This window comes from Streptomyces diversicolor, from assembly GCF_057537855.1.
Genome location: NZ_BAAJXA010000005.1, coordinates 205,748 through 224,541 on the forward strand (window position 1 = coordinate 205,748; position 18,794 = coordinate 224,541).

The following is an 18,794-nucleotide window of genomic DNA, read 5'->3' on the forward strand; positions in this document are numbered from 1 at the left end:
CATGACGCTCAAGCCCAACGCATGGCAAGAAACCATGATCTTCATCCTCACGGGAGAGCGGTTTCCCAGGACGGACGAGGACGAGGCCAACATACGCAACCTCGACTACCTGGCCACCAAGGGCAACGTCGACATCCTGAAGGGGAAGATACGCGACGCCGTCAAGTACGTCGGCGACGCGCTGCCCGGTGACGTCGGGGCGAGCTTCATCGACTCCATGAACGAGGTCCTGCCGTACCTCGACAAGCTCACCGACGGCATGACCGAGGTGGCGGGCGGGCTGCGGAAGACGGCCATGGACGTCCGCGAGGCCAAGTGGCAGCTCATCGCCGAACTCATCAGGCTGGCCGTGGAGATCGCCGTGCTCACGGCGCTGTCGTACTTCACCGGCGGCACCTCGCTCAGCGCGATCGCCGTGCGCAAGCTGGTCGCCAAGGCGCGGATGCTGGTGATCCTGCTTGAGCTGAGCACACGTCTGCATTTCCTGCCGAGCATCACGGGGGCGATCGAGGAGGCGTTCCAGACCCTGGTGGTCCGGCTGGCCCTGATGAAGTGGGGCCCGGACGGCCAGCGGCCCGACGGCATCGACTGGAAGGACGTCGGGATCAGCGCGTTCGTCGGCGGGTTGGCCGACGCGTTCGCGTCGATCTTCAGCAACGTCGCGAAGGACATCACCGGCTTCATCGACAAGGTGTTCGACAACACCCTGAAGGACCCGCCGAACAAGTGGGGCAGGAACTTCGGCCCCGACGACATCAACGGCCCCGGTAGAAACCGGGGTGGCGGCAATGACGTACCGAACGGCAACCACCACGACTTCCCCGGCGGGAACCGCGGCGGCGGCCCGGACGGCGTGGATGGCCCCAAGGGCGGTGGCGGGCACGGCGACGGCAAGGGGCACCACGATGACGAGCACGACTTCGATCTCAAGGACCAGCCCTTGCAGTTCGTCGCCGACGGCGGGGCGGAGTGGCTGGCCGAGGCCATCACCATGGGGGCGTTCTACGGGAACTTCGGCGCGAGTTGGATGACCTTCGTGGGGGCCGGGCTCAGCGAACGGGTCGAGGCGGGCCTGGAGGCGGGCATCGGGAAAGTCTTCGGCTCGCTGCATGACCTCACGTTCAAGGCCCCCTCGCCGAACGGCTTCAGGGACACGAACTCTCGGGACTGGGGCGACAAGCGCTCCGGTGGTACGGATGGCAGGTACGGCCGTGGTGATACGTCCGGCAGTCGCGGGGAGGGCGGCGACGGGGGCGACCGGGGGGCCGACGGCAACGGAGCGACGAACGGCCGCCCGCCGTCGCTCGACCTGACGAGCAGCCCGACGAACTTCGGCACCGGCCTCGACGCCGAGGGCTTCGACGGGGGGAGCGAGGGGCACTTCGAGAGCGGCACCGCGAACTTCACTGGGGGCGTGGGGAACTTCGGGAGCAATGCGGGGGGCTTCACCGGGGGAGCAGGGCGCTTCGAGAGCAACGCGGGGAACTTCGCCACGGAGACGGGCGGCTCCGATGCGAACCTCGGGAGCTTCCACGGGAGTTCGGGCGGCTCGCACACCAGGGGCAGTGGCGCTGTCGACACGGACGTCCACGCACAGACGCCCCGTGGCGATGCCACCGGCGGAAGACCGGTCACCTCGTCCGCCACGGTCCCGGACGTCCCCGGCCGTTCCGGTCAGAGCCAAGGGCCGGGGGAGGGACGGGGGCCGGGGGAGTACCAGCCGCACGGGCAGGATCAGCCGAACGGGCAGAACCAGACACGCGCGCAGGATCAGCCGCATGGGCTGGACCAGCACGGCCGGCAGTCCACGGCCGACGGGAACTCGGCCGACACCACGACGCGGGCCCCCGGCAACCGCCCGCCGACCGCAGGCAGCGACGCCCCGCGCATTCCGGTGTCCTCCACGGGGTCCTCCCAGGGCCTGCCCGGAGACTCAGGCACCGGCAACGGTCACCGCATGCAGCACGGCGACGTCGACCGTGACAGTGGTGACAGTGAGGTCGGGGAGAGGAGCCCTGACAGCGACTCCGAGACCCACACCCAGACCCAGCTGCGGACTCCGGACCAGACCCGGAGCCGGGACCAGGTCGAGACACCGGAATCGGAGGCGAGCACCGGGCCGCCCAGTGCGTCGCCCCCGGTTTCCCCGTCCGTTCGGTCCCCGTCCCCGGTGACCACGTCCTCCGGCGCCGGCCATGCGACGGACGTGCCCGGGCAGCGCGCGCCGAACCCGTCCGGCACCACCCCGGACGGCAACACGAGGGGCAGGACCCATCTGCCGGAGGTCGACGGGCACGACGACTTCATGGGCGGCGAACACGTCGACACTCCGTCCGACGCGGACATCGCCTTCATCCGTGACCAACACGCCCAGGCGGTACGGGCGTTCACGGACGCCGTGCACTCCATGACCGAACTCCGGAACGGTACGGGGACGGATGCGGGCACCGGCGCCACCGGCCTTCACAAGGCCATGACCGACGCCGGGCGCGCCTGGGAGGACGTGGTCCGGATCGAGGGCCACCTGCGGGACCTGGGTGTGGATCCGTACGGCCCGGTGCCGGACTCCCGGCCCGACGGCGGTCCGGTCGTGTCCCACGACGGCGTCGAGCGTGCGTGGTTCGCCCAACAGGTCTCCGCCGAGGATCTGCCCACCGGCACGCCGGATTTCGCGGTCGACGGCATGGTCGGTCTCGACGCGCTGCGGGCGGCCGGGATCACGATTCCAGCCGGGATGCTGGTGCAGGAACAGCTCGGTGTCGAGCAATTCCCCTTGCAGGGCATCGAGTTGTCCACCGTCGAGCAGGCTCGGCTGTTGATGCTCGGTCCGGGGCCGTGGACGCAGTCGCTCGACGTCATCGCGGCGAACGTGACACGGCGGCTGTGGGGGGAGGCGTACACGGACTTCGTGAACTCCATGGCGGGGGAGGCGAACGGGAGCCCGGCCGTGGACCCGTCCCGCGCGTGGAACACGGCGACGGTGCTGGTGCTGCCGGTGGAGGCGCACCCCGTGGTCGCCGACTTCCGGTATGCCGGGGCACCGTACCGGGACGCCGTACGACAGGTCGCCGACCTGCTGGTGACGGGCGGGGACCCGCGGGCGGCCACCGATCTCGCCGACCGCCTCCGGACCGGGTTGGGCCAGCCGGCCCGTAACCGCGGCGGCGAGCGGACGCCCACCCACCCCTCTCCCCTCAAGCACCCGGTTCCGCCCCTGGTCACCATGTCCTCCGCACCGCCCCCGGCGGCGGACACGTCTTCGGACGCCCCGCCGGTCCCGGTCGTCACGTCGTCAGAATCGCCGCCGGTCGCGGACACGTCTTCCGACGCCCTGCGGGTTCCGGTCGTCACGTCCTCCGACATCCCGCCGGTCAAGCACCCGCCCACCGGCCTTCCGCCGGTCGCGGACCCATCCGCCGACGACACCCCGCCCGTCACGGACCCGCCGACCACCGGCACCCCGCCGACCACCGCCCCGCTCTCCGGCACCCCGCCCACCACCGCCCCGCGGACCCCCAAGTCCGTCGGTCCGAAGGCGCGGTTCTCTGCTCGCGGGGCGCGGGGCGTCGAGCCCGTCGTGCGGGCGGCGTCCGACGCGTCCGCCGGGCCGACGACCAGCGACAGCGCGCCCCCAGCCGGCCGTTTCCGGTCCGCCGCGCCCCGGCGTACGCACTTGTTCGCCACCCCGCTGAGCACCGTCCCCGAGGACGCGCCCCTGAAGGTCCCGCCGCCCGCGCCGCCCGTGCCGCCCGCGCCGCCCGCGCCGCCCGCGCCGCCCGCGCCGTCCCCGGCGGCCTCGCCGCCCCGCGGTGACCGGCCGCCCACCTGGGTCGGCCAGGACATCGACCGGCGGCGACCGCCGCGCATCGACCGCGAACTGCCGCCCGCCCCCGTGGACGGCGGCGGACCGGTGCGGTTCACCGACGGGTCCCGGCTGCCCGCCTACATGGGCGGCATCGCCGCCCTGCACACCGGGCTCTCCGCCGACATCGTGCGCCGTTCCTACACGTTCGGCCAGAGCGACCCCGTGCTGCGCGGCACCGACCAGGTCGCGGCGGAGGTCGTCGGCCGGCTCCCGGGCCGGGTGGCCGCAGCCCCGCCCAAGAAGCGGTGGGGCGCCGCCGGGCGGCCCCTGCGGGAGGACGTACAGCTGCGGCTGGCCCGGAATCCGCGCGGCTTCTTCGGCGACGGGCAGCGGTTCACGTACCGCACCACAGGCGGCCGTACCCGCGTCGTCACGGTGACCGCCCGCCCGTACGGGAACTGGAGCCGGTTCACGTTCGGCTACGCCAATCCGGTCAAGGTCGACACCATGCAGCGGACCACCACCACGACCGGCAGGACCGCCGTCAACAGCACGTCCACCTCACTGGTGCCGCTGGTGCCGCTCGGGCCCGCCAAGGAGCAGTTCCACGTGTGGGGGCGGATCCACTTCCGCAAGTCCTGGGGCAAGCGGGCGCAGTACGCGATGCAGAACCAGACGCTCAACCAGATCGAGACCCGTACCACCGACGGATCCCACCCCCACCTGGGGGACGTCTGGTACGACGTCAAGGTCACCGACCGCCTGGGCCGTCCCGTCGACGAGGCAGGCAGGGCCGTCCGGGACGGCAGCACCCGGGCCGTCGGCTTCGGTTTCGCCGTCCGGGACGGGGTGGGAACCCGGATCGCCGACAGCCTCACCCATGACAAGCCGCTCCCGGAGTCGCTGCCCGACCGGATGAACCTCGGCGGCAGACCCTCCTACCGCCTGGTCAACACCGAGGCGTACGGTCCCGTGGCACACATCCGCGACTGGACGCTGCAACAGGCCGGGGTGAAGTCGGACAGCGTCGCGGGTGCGCAGCTGAGCGACTTCTTCTCCACCGACGGCTTCCACCGGATGAGCCGGGTGCTGAACGCGGGCCGGACCACCACACCGCCGCTGTTCCGTGACTCGGCGGGCCAGTCACCGCTCGGCGTCTTCTCGGTGGAGGTCCGCTCCGGCGACGCGGTCCGCATCAGCGAGACCAAGGCCGCCGAACTGCGGGACATCACCCAGTCCACGATCCGCAACGAACGGGTGGTGGGCCGGTCGAAGAACACCGAGATCGGCGGCTCCGTCGGGCCTTCCTTCCAGTTCTTCGGCCTGGAACGGGGCGCCTTCGACCTGCGTCTGCTGTTCGGGATCAACGCCCGTTACGGCAGTTCCCGCGGCCGTGCCTCCACGACCGGCGGCACCGGCGCCGTCAAGGCGGCGGGACAGGCCAAGGGCGACCCGACCGGTCTCTACATCGTCCAGAAGACGATCACCGTCACCGCGCCGCCCGACACCAAGGCCCCGCTGCCCGACCAGCGGGGCGACGGCGGAGAGCGGCGCGGCAAACTGCGCAAGAACCCGCCGGGGACATGGAGCCTGCCGCCGCGCAGCCAGACCTTCCAGACCTGGGCCGTGGAACGGCTGACCCGTACGGAGGCCCGGCGGCTGGCCGGCCTCGACGGGGGCCCGCCGCACGGTGCGGAGCCCGCCGTGCCGCCGTACCTCGCCGAGAACGACCCGACGACCCTGGGCATGGCACGCCCGGAGGAGTTCACCTTCGCCGACGGTGCCTTCACCCGCACCACCGGCGGCCGGGAGCGCACCTTCCCCGAACACCTCGCCGAGCAGGTGCTCGACCAGGTCGCCCGGGCCTACCCGGACCTGGTCGCGCCGCCGGCCGAACTCAACCCGGACAACCCGCGCTGGCGCGACGCCGACCACTTCCAGATCGTGCTCTCCAACACCCTGGAGGTCCTGAACACCCTCACCCACCACAGCATGGCGGGCAACCTGGAAACCATGATGACCAGCGGGCTGCGCATCGCGCTGGTCGACTCCGGCCGGATCACCCGGGGTCTGCGGTACGTGTGGATCGACGCCGAACTGACCGGGCGTCGGTTCGAGGGGACGCAGAAGGACCTGAAGCTGCGGTTCAGCGCGCCCGGCAGCGAGAACCTGGGCGGACAGCAGAGCGGCGGGCGCGGGCTGCACGTCGGCGCTGAGGGCCTGCTGTCGGTGCGCGACTCCGGCACGGACAACATCGGCGTCCCGCTGCACGCGGGCACGGCCTCGCTCGGCGGACGGTACGGCACCCGGCACGACTCCGACAGCTCCCACGGCCCGAGCGTCACGCACGAGGCCATGTCCATCGGCACCAAGGGCTCCCACCTCTACAGCTACCAGCTCACCGTCACCGCACGGCGGGGCGGCTTCTGGCGGTTCCGCAGCCTGCTGCGCGGCATCCTCTTCCTGAACCTGCTGGGCACCCAGCCGTTCGTGTTCACCGAGCGGGAGAGCAATCTGATCGGGCCGGCCCCGCACGGTCACCCGCCGGTGGTCGGACGGGTGCTGCTGAGCATCCCGGTGGACCACGTCCCCACGGCCCGTACCACACCCCGTGACCCGCACCCCCTGCACGGCACGCCGCTGCGCATGCCGCCCCGCCTCGCCCGGGACCTGGCCCTGGCCACCCCCGCCCTGTTCGACCAGGCCGCGCGCCGCCGCCCCCAGAAGCACCAGAGGCACCCCTTCCTCACCCTGGCCGTCACCTCCCACCCCGGGCTCGCCCAGGCCGCCCAGGAGACGCTGGAGGAGGCGTCCGACGCTTCGTGGCTGCTGTCGCAGGAGGGCGCCCCCTCGCACGACGCCGCGCTGCGGGCCTTCCAGAGCCAGTACCTCACCGCCAACTTCGACCAGACCTCCGGCCCGCTCGCCTGGCGGGTGTCCGGGCTGTGGGACAAGGCGCCGTACCTGAACCGCTCCTCGGTCCTCGCGCACCGCACGACCATCGTGCCCGACACGCTCACCGCGCTGACCGGTCCCGTCCCGGTGGACACCGAGACCACGATCGGCGGCATCACCCCGGTCGCCGGCCGCAACGCCCGCGTCAGCACCCTGTTCTTCGGCGGCCAGCTCGGCTATCTGCACTCCCACCACACCGGGCCCGGAGTGACCGGCACCTACGGTGTCGCCGTCAGCCCGTACCGGCTCGACCGCTCCCGGGTGCTCACCGTGTCGCGGTCCGCCGTCGCCGAGATCAACCGCAAGGACTTCAACCGCCAGGTCCTGGTGAGCGGTGACGTCCAGCACGAGATCGCGGCCGCCTCCTCCACGGTCGGCCAGAAGGCGCTCGGCCGGCGCTGGGTACCGCGCCGGCTGGCCGGGGCCGCCGGGCGGCGGCTGCGGGTCGACGACGGCTGGACCGGACACATCCCGGAGAAGTCCGCCTACCGGCTCGGCCTGCTCACCGACCGCTGGAGCGGCGACCGCCACGGCGGCGTGCCGCTCTACACCGGCCGCTCCTGGTCACCGCAGCCGTGGCTGCTGGACAACCCCTTCGGGGGCTTCCCGGTGAACTCACTCAACGCGGCGTCCGTGCTGCTCGACTTCGACCGGCAGCTGCGCCCGCTCGGCTGGTCCAAGGCGGACCGGGACGCCGTCCTGCGGCTGATGTCGGACCGGGTGGTGCGGGCGCTCGGCAAGGAGATGGTCGGTGCCGGTGCCTCGGTCACCGCCGGTATCGGCCGCTGGGGCTCAAAGAGCGTGCAGTTCTGGGTCGGCGGGCGGCAGGCCAGGGCCCGCGCGGAACTGATCCCGGTCCGGGTGCCGCGCACCCGGGCCGACGCCGACGGTGCCGGGCCGGGATTCGGGGGCCTCGGCCACAGCGTGGAGCTGGAGGAGCACCGGCAGGCGGTGGAGACCGTGCAGGAGGGCCGTGACCGGGCCTCGGGCGCCAGCGTCGGCACCGTCGTCACCGAGGGTGTGCACACCGGCAACGACACGGTGCGGGCGGCGGGTCCCACGTACTCCGAGGTCGGCTCCACCCAGCAGAACGTGGGCCAGAGCCGTTCCGAGGGCAGTGTCCGCATCGCCACGGCGACGACCACCCAGGCACACGGCGAGTACGTCACCCGCTACCGGCTCCGGCTGAGCCTGGAGGTCACGGACACCGGGGACGCGCACGGCACCCCCGACGCCGGTCCCGCGGCCACCACCGGGGGCTTCACGGAGCGGGCCGGGCGATGGGCGCGCAAGGTCACGGGCCGGCGCCGGCTGTCCGTCGTCTCCGAGGGCGACGTCGGAGACCTCGTCGAGCACTACCCCCTCAGCCTGATGCGCCCCGACCCGCTCGCCCCGGCCGAAGGCGGTGCGCCGCGGCCCGACCCGCTCGCCCCGCCGACCCTCGCCCCGCCCGGCGCTCCCCGCAAGGTGGACCTGCCGCGCGCCATGGGCGCGGGCGGCTGGCACGACGTACCGCATCCGGGCGACGGCGGCACGAAACCGTTCACCCTGCCCGAGGACGGGTTCAAGGTCCGCCGCATCATCGGCCTGGACCAGCTGCACGACGCCAACACCCTGGCGCTGGCGGCCGCGTACGACCCGTCCCTGCACGTGCCGCGCACCGGCCGGCCGGGTGAGCAGCTGCTCGCCAAGGCGTTGGACACCCCGCTGACCCGGGCCGGCACCGGCTCCGCGCAGAACCTGGAGGACGGCACCGGCAACGGGGCGCTGACCGCCTTCTACGACCGCACCCTGACCCCGCAGGGCTACCAGGTGCCGGGCCTGACCGACCGGGGCTTCTTCGGCGGCGCGGACGGCGACCTGACGCTGTACTCCAAACCCGACTTCGGCGGGGCCCAACTGCTCGCCGTCACCGACGGGATGAAGCACGAGGCGCCCAAACGGGACACGCAGGCCGGCGGTATGTCCGCCACCCGCGTCGGCACCACCGAGTCCTCGCTGGGCGGCGGCCCCGTCACCTCCACACAGAACACCGGATCCAACCAGATGGGCGCGTCCGGACCCGGTGACTCCTCCACCGACTCCGACGCCTTCACCACCAGTGGTGACCGGCTGGCCTCGGTGAACGTCAAGCCGAACACGACGCGTTCGTTCCTGTTCGCCATCCCCACCACCTGGCTGAGCGTGGCCGCCGTCCGCCACCACGTCAAGGACAGCGGGGCGGTACGGCTGCTGCGGAGCCCGTTCGGCGACACCTCCCGCGTGCCGCAGGCGATGCAGACCGACACCGCCGTGCTGGCCTGGGTGCGCGAGGACATCGCCCGCGACCTCGGCCTCATCGACGACACCCGCTTCCCGCCGAAGGTGGCCAAGGCGTGGGACGCGGTCACCAAGGCGGACAAGGCGTGGACGGCCGCCGACAAGAAGTACTGGGACCTGCGCCGCGGCGAGGGGGCGCGGCTGGAGGCGGCGCTGGAACAGGCGGAGCGTGACCTGGCCGGGCTCACCGCCCGCGACCCCGAGACACTGCCGCAGATCGTCGCGGCCCGCGAGGCACTGCGGCGCGTCCAGGACGAGACCGAGTCCGCGGAACCCGCGCACGACGGCTGGGCCGCACTACAGGAAGAGCAGCTGGCACGGGCCGGGCAACGGCTGGCGGACCTGCGGCGGGCGGCGGCGGACGAGGTGGCCGCCGCCCGGCGCACCCGGGACGAGGCGCGGAATCAACTGGACACGTTCTCCGACCTGTTGCAGCGGGCCCGCACCGCCGCGGAGGCACTGGCCGACACGTACGCCCAGGTACGCGAGGACGCCGACCGGCTGACCCGCTACCACCAGCTCCACAGCACCGAGGAGGGCCGGCGGCACCTCGGCACCACTCCCGAACCGGACGCGGTCACCTTCACCCCGCCGCCGGCCGCCGGCGAGAGCAAGCCCCCGGAACCCAAGAAGGACGAGTCGAAGAAGGACGAGCCCAAGAAGAGCGAGCCCAAGAAGGACGACGGCACGAAGGGCGAGACCGAGGACCGCGGTGCCGCCCGGCCGGGCCGCCCGGCCCACGCACGGCCGCCCTGGCAGCCGGACCCGGCGGGGCCCGGCGTACGCTTCGACGCCGCCTCCGACCACCGCGTCCTGACCGCCACCGAACCCGACGGCCGCCTCCGCGTCTACGACCTGCACCGGCCGGAGGTGGACGGCAACGGCTTCTTCGCCGCCGTCGCCCACGCCCTCGGCGGCCGGCCCACGCCGCTTGCCGAGCTGGCCGCCCGGGTGGCCCGGAGCCGGTACATGCCCGACGATCCGGCCCTCGACCCGGACGCGGTGTTCCACACGCGAGAGTTGGACACCAGGATCGGCCGGGGCTTCTCACGCGACGCGGCCCTGCGCGCCGCCATCCAGGCGGGCGGGGGACGCCTGACCGACGCCGTACGCGACGGGCTCACCCCCTTCCAACGGCGGAGCCTGGTCCGGCTCCATGTGCAGCGGGCCCGCCGCTGGGACGACGCCACGGCCGACCTCGCCGCGTCCCTGACAGCGCGCACGCTCGGCGTGAACCTGACGGTGGTCCAGGAGGACGGCTCGGCGCGGCGGTACTCCGGCGCGGGGCCGCACGCGACCGGGCCGCTCGGCGAGGCGACCGTGTACCGCAGGGGCGACTCCTACCTGTCGGCCCTGCCGCGCCCCATCGGCCCCGCGACGGCCGCCACCGACCACACGACCACTTCACCACCCCCCGCACCCCCCACGCCGACGCCGGGGACGACGGCGCACGAGACGACGGTGACGCCGACGCTGACGACACGGAAGACGCCCGGTACGACAGTGACGACGACGCTGACGGCACCGGGGACGACGGCGCACGAGACGCCGGTGATGACGGCGATGACGAAGACGACGGTGCCGTCGACCGGGCCGTCGGTGGACAGGGGGCTGGGCCTGGACCCGGCCGCGCTCGATGTTCCGGTCGTCGACCTCGACGAGGCGCACCGCCGGTGGATCGCCCGGCAGGTGACGGACGGCGACCTTCCGGCCGATCGCTCCGGGCTCGGCATCCACGACCCCGAAGGCATCTACGACGCCGACGACCCCGTGGACCAGGTCCGCGAGCTGATGACCGGCACCGGTCACTGGCCGCAGCCGATCCGCGCCGTCGCCGCGCGCGCGATGCTGCGGCTGTGGAACGAGACGTACGCCCGGTTCGCGGACGCCGCGCTCGACGCCGACCCGGGAGCCGACCGGGGGGACATCCGGCGGAACTGGTACCGGGCCCTCGGCCTGATCACCCGGGTGGAACGGGAGTCCGCGCTCGCCGACCCCCGGTTCGCCGGGGACCAGGTCCGGGATGCCGTACGGCAGGTGGCGGACCTGCTGGTGACGGGCGGGTCGCGGAGCGAGGCGAGGGCGCTCGCCGACCGGCTCCGCGGCGACCTGGGCCTGCGCCCCCCGAAACGGCTCGACACCCCCGCCGCCCCACGGACGGCCCCGACGCCGCCCCCGGCGCCCGCGTCGCCCGTGCCCACGTCGCCCGCTCCCGTCCCGGAGCCCGTGTCCGAGCCGCCCGCTCCGGCCCCGGCACCTGTGTCCGAGTCGCCTTCTCCAGCTCCGGAGCACGTGCCCGCGTCGCCCGATCCAGCCTCGGCGTCCGTCTCCGCGTCGCCCGCTCCCGCCCCCGGGGCCGGGCCCGCGTCGCCCGCTCCCGCCCCCGGGGCCGGGCCCGCGTCGTCCGCTCCCGCATCCGCGTCCGTGCTCACGTCGGCCGCCTCGCCCGCGCTCGCGCCTGACGTCGGCTCTCGGGTTCTGGCGAGTTCCACACCGGCCGCGGATGTGCGGACATCCGGTGAGAAGCGCCCCCCGCACCCCGCCGCCGCGCTCTCGGTGGCCGCCGCCGTGCCGGTCCGGGCACGGCCCCGGCCGCACATCGACTTCGCCGAGCGCGACAAGAGCCTCGACGCTGATGGGCTTGAGCAGATCGGTGAACTGGCCAAGGAGATCGTGTCCCAGGGGCTGCGCGAACTGAGCGCCGGGCTGAGCGTCCCCGAGATCACCATCACCGGCTACGGCAACGGCCCCCGGTTCACCATCGGTTCCAGCGCCGTGCGACAGGCGGAGCGCACCGGACAGCGCCGGGCGCAGGCCGTGGCCGACGCGCTGCGTACCGCGATCCGCCGTGAACTGGCCGCGTCGGAACCGGCATCGGAGGCGGTGTGGGACCGCCTGGGCAGGGCGGTCGGGGTCGACGACTTCCCGATCGCCGTGCGCAGCGGGGGGCGTACGACCCCGGTGAGCGGTATGACCGATGCGGTGGGCGGGCCGGTCGAGCGGCGCCGGGTGGTCATCGACGTCGAGCGGTCGCCGCTGACACCTGTGCTCGACAGACTGCAGCAGCTCTACCCGCGACTCGATTTCTTCGAGTCCACGGTGTCGTCACTGAGTCTCGACGACGTCGCGGACCTTGCGCTGAGCTCCCCCGCCGGCACGGCCGCTCGCAGCGGGCCGGAAAAGCTGCGTGACCTGTACGACCTGGTGGCGGCCGCGATGACCGCCGGGCGGGACTCCAGTCCAGCGGCCCTGGCCGCCTTCCATCTGAACAGGCAGGGCTTGTTCGAGGACGACACCCTGCTCACCGAGAACGGCACGCCTCGGGGCCGCGACTGGACGTACGAGGCCGGTACGGAGGTCGACACCGCCACGTATCACGTGGTGCCGTTGACCGGGCGCAACAGCGTTACCAGCCCCGGACCTTGGGCGAAGGCCGGCGCGCCCGCCCCGTACGTGGTCGCCGCCCATGGCGACCACGAGACAGTCAGTCTGAGGCTGCCCGACGGCAGGCGGTGGCGGACCTCCCGGGAGGTGTTCGCCGAACTCCTCACCATGGATCCGGTCCTGGCGGGCCAGGATCGCGACGTTCCGGTGGTGCTGGTCTCGCCGAGGGCCGCTGACATGGGCCTGGACCTGCCCCGTCTGGCCTCGTTCCGTACCCGGCGGACGGTCTGGGCCCACAGCGGTCGCGTGCGGCTGAGCGAGGATCCGCAGACCTCCCGCCGCCGTATCGACGTGGACGACGAACGTGTGATCCTGCACCCGTTGGGCACCTGGATCGCGAGCGAACCGGACGACTGGGCCGAGGACGACCGGTCGGACGTGTCGGCGGAGCTGCCCCTGACGGACGGAACCACAGTCCACGCCGACGAGATCAAGAGCGTCACCTTGCCCCTCGACGGCCGTTCGACCGGCCGGATGCTGATGGACGCCCGTGACCACTGGGCGCGTGAACCGCACATCTCCGCCGCGATGACGGCGACGGAGTGGTACGCCATCGACCCCACCACCAACGAGCCAGTCGGCGGCCCGCGTCCGGTGCCGTGGAAGGGGCGCAAGCCCTACTTCCTGTGGGTGCACGGAAACCCCGGGCGAACCCGAGTGGTCGGTGCCGGCACCCGGCCCAGAACCATGCCGGGCTCTTCGACCGGCCGTTACGTCCGCCGTCGGCCCAGCCTGCGCAGACTCGCCCCGGACGTTCCGATCGTGCTCATCTCGTGCTGGGGGGACAGCCTCGCGAGCGAGGAACTGCCCGACGCCGACGGCCCCAACCCCTTCGTCAGCGATCCCCTCGCGGTCACGTCCGTCGCCCAGGACATCGCCAACGACCACCAGCGCACCGTCTTCGCCCCGACCCGGATCCACGTGACGCAGCCCCACGGCGGGGGAACCAGACACGGGGTGTACACATCCTCCCTGGGGACCGAGGCCGATTGGACGGAGGTGCGGCCGGAGCCGGACGCGGCCGGTCTGGACGCTGTCGCGCGGATGGCGGGTATCGATGATCCGGCGATCGGTGCGGAAGAGCGACGGGATGCCGCCTTGCGGCTGGTGCGCGCGATGCGTCGGATCTTCGGGGTGTCGGTGGAGGACGACCGGAACGACTACCGGGAACTGCTGGGCGGGCTGGGCGCGCTGGAGGTCATGCGGCGGCAGAATACGCAGCCGGTCGGGGGCGTGTTCACGCTTGATCTGCTGGAGCGGGCGACCTGGGCGCACACCGGACAGCCGCCCAAAGCCGGAAGCCCTGTGCCCCCGTCCCTGCGTCCGGCTGATGTACGGGCCACACTCCGGGCGGCGCGTGCCGCTCTGGACGCCGACGGTCGGATGGGGTTGTCGGGGTTCGTCTCGTTGCCGGCCGTGGACCGGGCCCGGGAGGTGCTGCGGACGGCGGGCGGTCTGGAGGGGCGGGCCCGCCGGGCGTTGGGCATACCGGCGGGGAAGAAGCTCACGCCGGCTGATGGCCGGGCGTTGTTGTGGGCCGTGGTGAAGGCCGTCGAGGCGGTGGACAACCATCCCGACGCGGATGCCCTCACACGGCGGGTGTTGCACCTGTCGGCGGGGCAGGACCCCCGTGATCCGGCGCATCGGGACGCGTTGTTGTGGACGGCTGCCGGGGCGGCGGCGATCGGCCGTGACGTCCACAGTCCGGTCGCGCTCGCCGCTTTCGACCTGCAGCAGCATGGTGCGTTGGACGACGGCAGCATTGTCTCGTCCACGGGTGGTGATGCCGTCGGGCGGAACTGGTCACCGCGTGCGGTCACCGGCCGGTTGGAGACCGAGCGGTACACCGTGGTGGATCCGACCGGGGGACGTGCGTCGTCGGAGCATCCGACGCCGTGGGCCGAGGGAACTGATCGCGGCGACCCGTACGTCGTGGTCCTCAGCCCGGGTGCCGAACCGGACACGGTCGCCATGGCATGGCCCGACGGGACGACCCGGTCCGTTCCCTATGCGGAAATCGCCGAACTGGTCCGCCATGACCGGGTGATGAGGCAGATGCCGTTTGCCAGCGAGGTGCGCGTCGTCCCCGTGGGTCTCGGACCGGACACCGGGAAACTCGTCGGCGTATTCACGGACCGGCGCTCCGCCAACCGTCCCGTCATCGCGACACCGCGCCCGCTGGAACTGCGTCACGACGCCACCAAGAACACGACGTCCCTCGAACTCACCGTGCCGCCGCCCTACAACGACAGGAACTGGACCCTCCACCGCCCCCGGCCGCTGCCGGGCCCGGCTCCGGTCACGGTCCCTGCCCCCGCCACGGCTCAGGCCCCGGCCCCGGTCACGGCCCAGGCACCGGTCACCACGTCCAACGGCACCACCGCCGGCCCCCGGACCCTGACCTCCGCGCCCGCCGATCAGGACTCCCCGGCCGGTTCCCTCGGCTCGGCGGACATGGATCTGGACACGCCCGAACCCGAGGAGTCGGCCCCGCCCGCGACGCCTTCCCCGGACGCCCTGTACCACCAGGCACTCGTCCGGATCTTCGGCGGCGGTATCACCCGTAACCGGCTGTATCCGCAACTGCACGACGCCGTCGGGCGGTTGGACCGGCTGCGGCAGTCCGCACAGGACCCCGCGGTGCGCGAGGGGCCGCTCGACGTGGACGCCGTGGCCCGCGAGGTGCTGCTCCTCGACCCGGGAACGCCGGTCACCGACGCGCACCACGGGGACCTGTTCCGGATCGCCCTCGACCCGGCCGTGGCACAGGCCCGCGGCCTGGCGGCGCTGACCGCGTTCGGTCTCGCCCTGCGGGGCGGCCAGTCCCCGGCGACCGCGCTCACCGGCTCCGACGGCACCCCGTACGGACGCAACTGGATCGACCCTCCGGGCACCGGCGAGCGCCTGGACCTGAACCTGGACACCACGGCGGTGCTCGTCGAGCACGACGACGGAACGTTCGAGCAGACCGATCCCCGGCCGGCACCGTGGCGGCCGGCGCCGGGGCGGCCACGGCCGTTCGTCGTCCTGGCGGGCGGCAATTCCGAGGCGGTCACCGTGGCGCTGCGCGACGGCACCGAGGTCACGGTCGGGCAGGACGTGTTCCTCGAACTGCTCGCCATGGACCCGGTGCTTGCGGGGCTGCCCAAGGACGTTCCCGTGGTGCTGGTCGTCCCGCGTGGCGGAGCGGGGGAGCTGGAGCTGCCGCGCGCGCTCGCCGACCGGCTGGGCCGCGAGGTGTGGTCCACCAGCGGTACGCCCGCCCTGAACACGAAGGACGACGGAACGCCCGCCACGCTCACCCTGGAGAAGAAACCGGGCGTGCCACGCGGCGAGTGGATCCGCAGCGGCCCCGGCGAGGTGGTGCCGGAGGACCGCACGCACGTCCCCGAGTGGGAACGGCGGATGGTCAGCTTCACCCTCGTCGCCGACGAGGACGGGCACCCGCAGCTCGGCCGGGCGCTCTTCAGACCGGCCGAACTGGCCGGGACACGGGAGCACCTGTACCGCAACCTCCACAAGATCACGTCCTATCGGCAGGTGCACCCGGGCTCGTTCGCCAGCACCCCGGACCTTCCGCTGAACGCCGGCGCGCGCCCCGGTGAGCGGGTGTACCACCTCATCCTGCACGGCCTGCCGGACAGCGTCTCCGTACCGCAGGAGGACGGCAGGACCTACCGCGCGTCGGGCGAGGGCTTCACGGGCTGGCTGAAGCGACGGCCGAGCGTGCGCCGGCTCCGCGACCAGGACTGGATCTACCTGGAGGCGTGCTGGAGCGGTCGAAGCGCCGACGGCGGGAGCGCGAACACGGCCGGGAACGTGGCCGTGTCCCTGCCGCCGACCGCCGATCCGCTCGCGGACCTCCCGGTCGCCCAGATCGTGGCGAACGGTACGCGGAAACGGGTACGGGCCACGGACCGCGCCACCGGTCACCAGGAGTCGCCCGGCCCGAACCCGGGCTTCTGGAAGGGGGTGTACACCGATGCGCAAGGGCGGTACGGCCGGATCCTGGAGTTCTGGCCCGAGCCACTGGACGCGGAACTGGCCGACCGCGCTCGCACCGCGGGTCTGCACACCGGCGCCGGGCCGGTGCCGAGGGAGGTCCTGGACCGGACCCTGCGGCTGGTGCGAGCGCTCCGGCTGGCCCTCGGCCCGGGCATCGACGGCGACCCCTCCTACGACGATCTGCTCCGGGGCATCGGCGCGCTGGAGGCGATGAGGCTCCGGGACCCCAAGCTCGCCGGGACGGGGCCCTTCACCATGGACCTGTTCCAGCGGGCGGCCCTCGCCGACCGGCGCGACCACGGCGGCGGCCCGGGCCCGGTGGACGCCGCCGCCTACCGCGCTCTGCTCACGCGGGCGGCGGCCGCGCCCCAGGGCACCGCGCTGACCGACTTCGTCCGGGTGCCGCACCTCGCCGGGATCGCCCAGCAGACACGCTCCTTCAAGAACCCCGCGGCGACGGCCGCCAGGGTGCTGCGCCTCGACCCGTCGGCCACGGTCGGCGAACGGGAGACCTCACGCCTGTTCTGGGCCCAGGTGCGCTCCTTGGAATGGCTCAGCGGGGTGACCGACGTGGGCGCCACCGCCGCCACGGTGCTGCACCTGAACGCGCCCGACCCCGCGAAACGCGCCGAGCTCGGCTGGCTGGCCACCAGGGCGATCGCCGCCGGACGCAACCCGCACAACCTGGTCGCGCTGGCCGCGTTCCACCTTGAGGAACTGGGAGCCTTCGCCGCACAGACCGGGATGCGCGACGCCGCAGGCCGGCCGTCCGGCCGCAACTGGGCGCAACCGCTGCCGACGGGCGCGCACCTGGACGCGTCCGTGCTCGGCACCGTGGCGCCGGGGCCCGGCGGCGGGCTGCGCCGCACGGGCGAGGACCCGTCGCCGTGGCTCGCCCAGGGCAAGGATCCCGCGTACGTCGTCTCGGTGGGCGGTGCCGGCTCCGGCCGGACCTGGCTCACCCTGCCCGGCGGCCGGCTCGCCGTGCCGGACGCGGAGGTCGCCGAACTCATCGCCCGCGATCCCGATCTCATCGGCCGTGACCTGCTGACCACCGACATCGTGCTGGCCGGCGTGCCGGCCGGTGCCGCGGCGCCCCAGCCCGGCGCCCCGCTTCCGCTGCGGCACGAGGTCTCCTGGGTCACGGCCCGGCCCGTCTGGACGTCGACGGGCATGGCGGGCCTGGGCCGGGCCGGGAACACCGGGCCGTTCTCCGTGGGCGGAAGCTCCGCCGCCGACTGGGCCGTCACCAGGCCCGGCGACGCATGGCAGGCGCGGCAACTCACCCGGTTCTCACCGCCGGCCGGCCGGCCGCCGATCGTCATCACCGCCGACACCCCGGCGGCCGGGTTCACCCCTCTCAACGCCGCCGCCCCGCCCCCGCCACCGGAAGCGGTGGCCGGCCCGGACACCGACACGAGTTCCGACGACTGGTCCGACCGGGACGACGACGTGTTCGACACGGACCTGTCCGATGCGGATTGGTCCGATACGGATCTGTCGGACGCGGATCTGTCCGACGGGGATCCGGACGAGCTGTCCGTCCGGGACGGTGCGACGTCCGATTCCGGTCCGGACAAGCCTTCCCGCACGGACCCGCACCCCGCCCCGGTCGTCCGCGCCACGTCGTCCCCCGTGCCGGGTGCCACGCCGGCCGGTGACGCGCCGGCCTCCCCGGAGGCGCCCTCACCCGACCCGGCGCGCACGCTCGCGGTGACCGCCGCCGTACCGGTCCGGGGCGGCGACTGGTTGCCGGGAGCACTGGCGGGCGCGCTGCGCACCCAGGCGCCGGGGCGCCTCGGCCGACCGGGCCTGGGCGCGGCGCTCTCGGGGCCGGACCCCGCCGGCCCGCTGCACCGCTGGGTCGAGTCCCGGCTCGCCGCACCCGACGCGGCGCACCATGTCCCGCGCCTCGCCGCCGCCGACTGGGCCGGGGCCCACCCCACCCTGACCGTCGACGAACTGAAGGCCGTCGGCGTAGAACTGACAGATGATCAGCTCGGGTACGCCACCCTCGCGGGAGGGCTGACGTCACAGGAGGTCACCCTCTCCCTCGCCCAGCGGTACCGCCTGCTGCGGCGGCGGGCCGACGCCGGCGCCGCCGTCACGGAGATCGCCGCCGCCCTGGCCGCGGCCGATCTCGGCATCCGCATCACCCTCACCGAACCGGACGGCTCCGTACGGCACTTCGACCCGTCCCCGGCGGGCGAGCCACTGCTGGACCGACCGTGATCACCTGGCCACCTCCCCACCACCTGGACGACTT

Annotated in this window: 1 protein-coding gene; it reads left to right on the top strand. The window is 73.4% G+C overall.

Features of this window, described 5'->3' with window-relative positions; all coding sequences use genetic code 11:
• Nucleotides 1-34 precede the first annotated feature (34 nt).
• Complete coding sequence (locus AC27LF_RS07920; RefSeq protein WP_479656315.1) at nt 35-18,760, top strand: lonely Cys domain-containing protein; 18,726 nt, start codon at nt 35-37, stop codon at nt 18,758-18,760.
• Nucleotides 18,761-18,794: the final 34 nt, after the last annotated feature.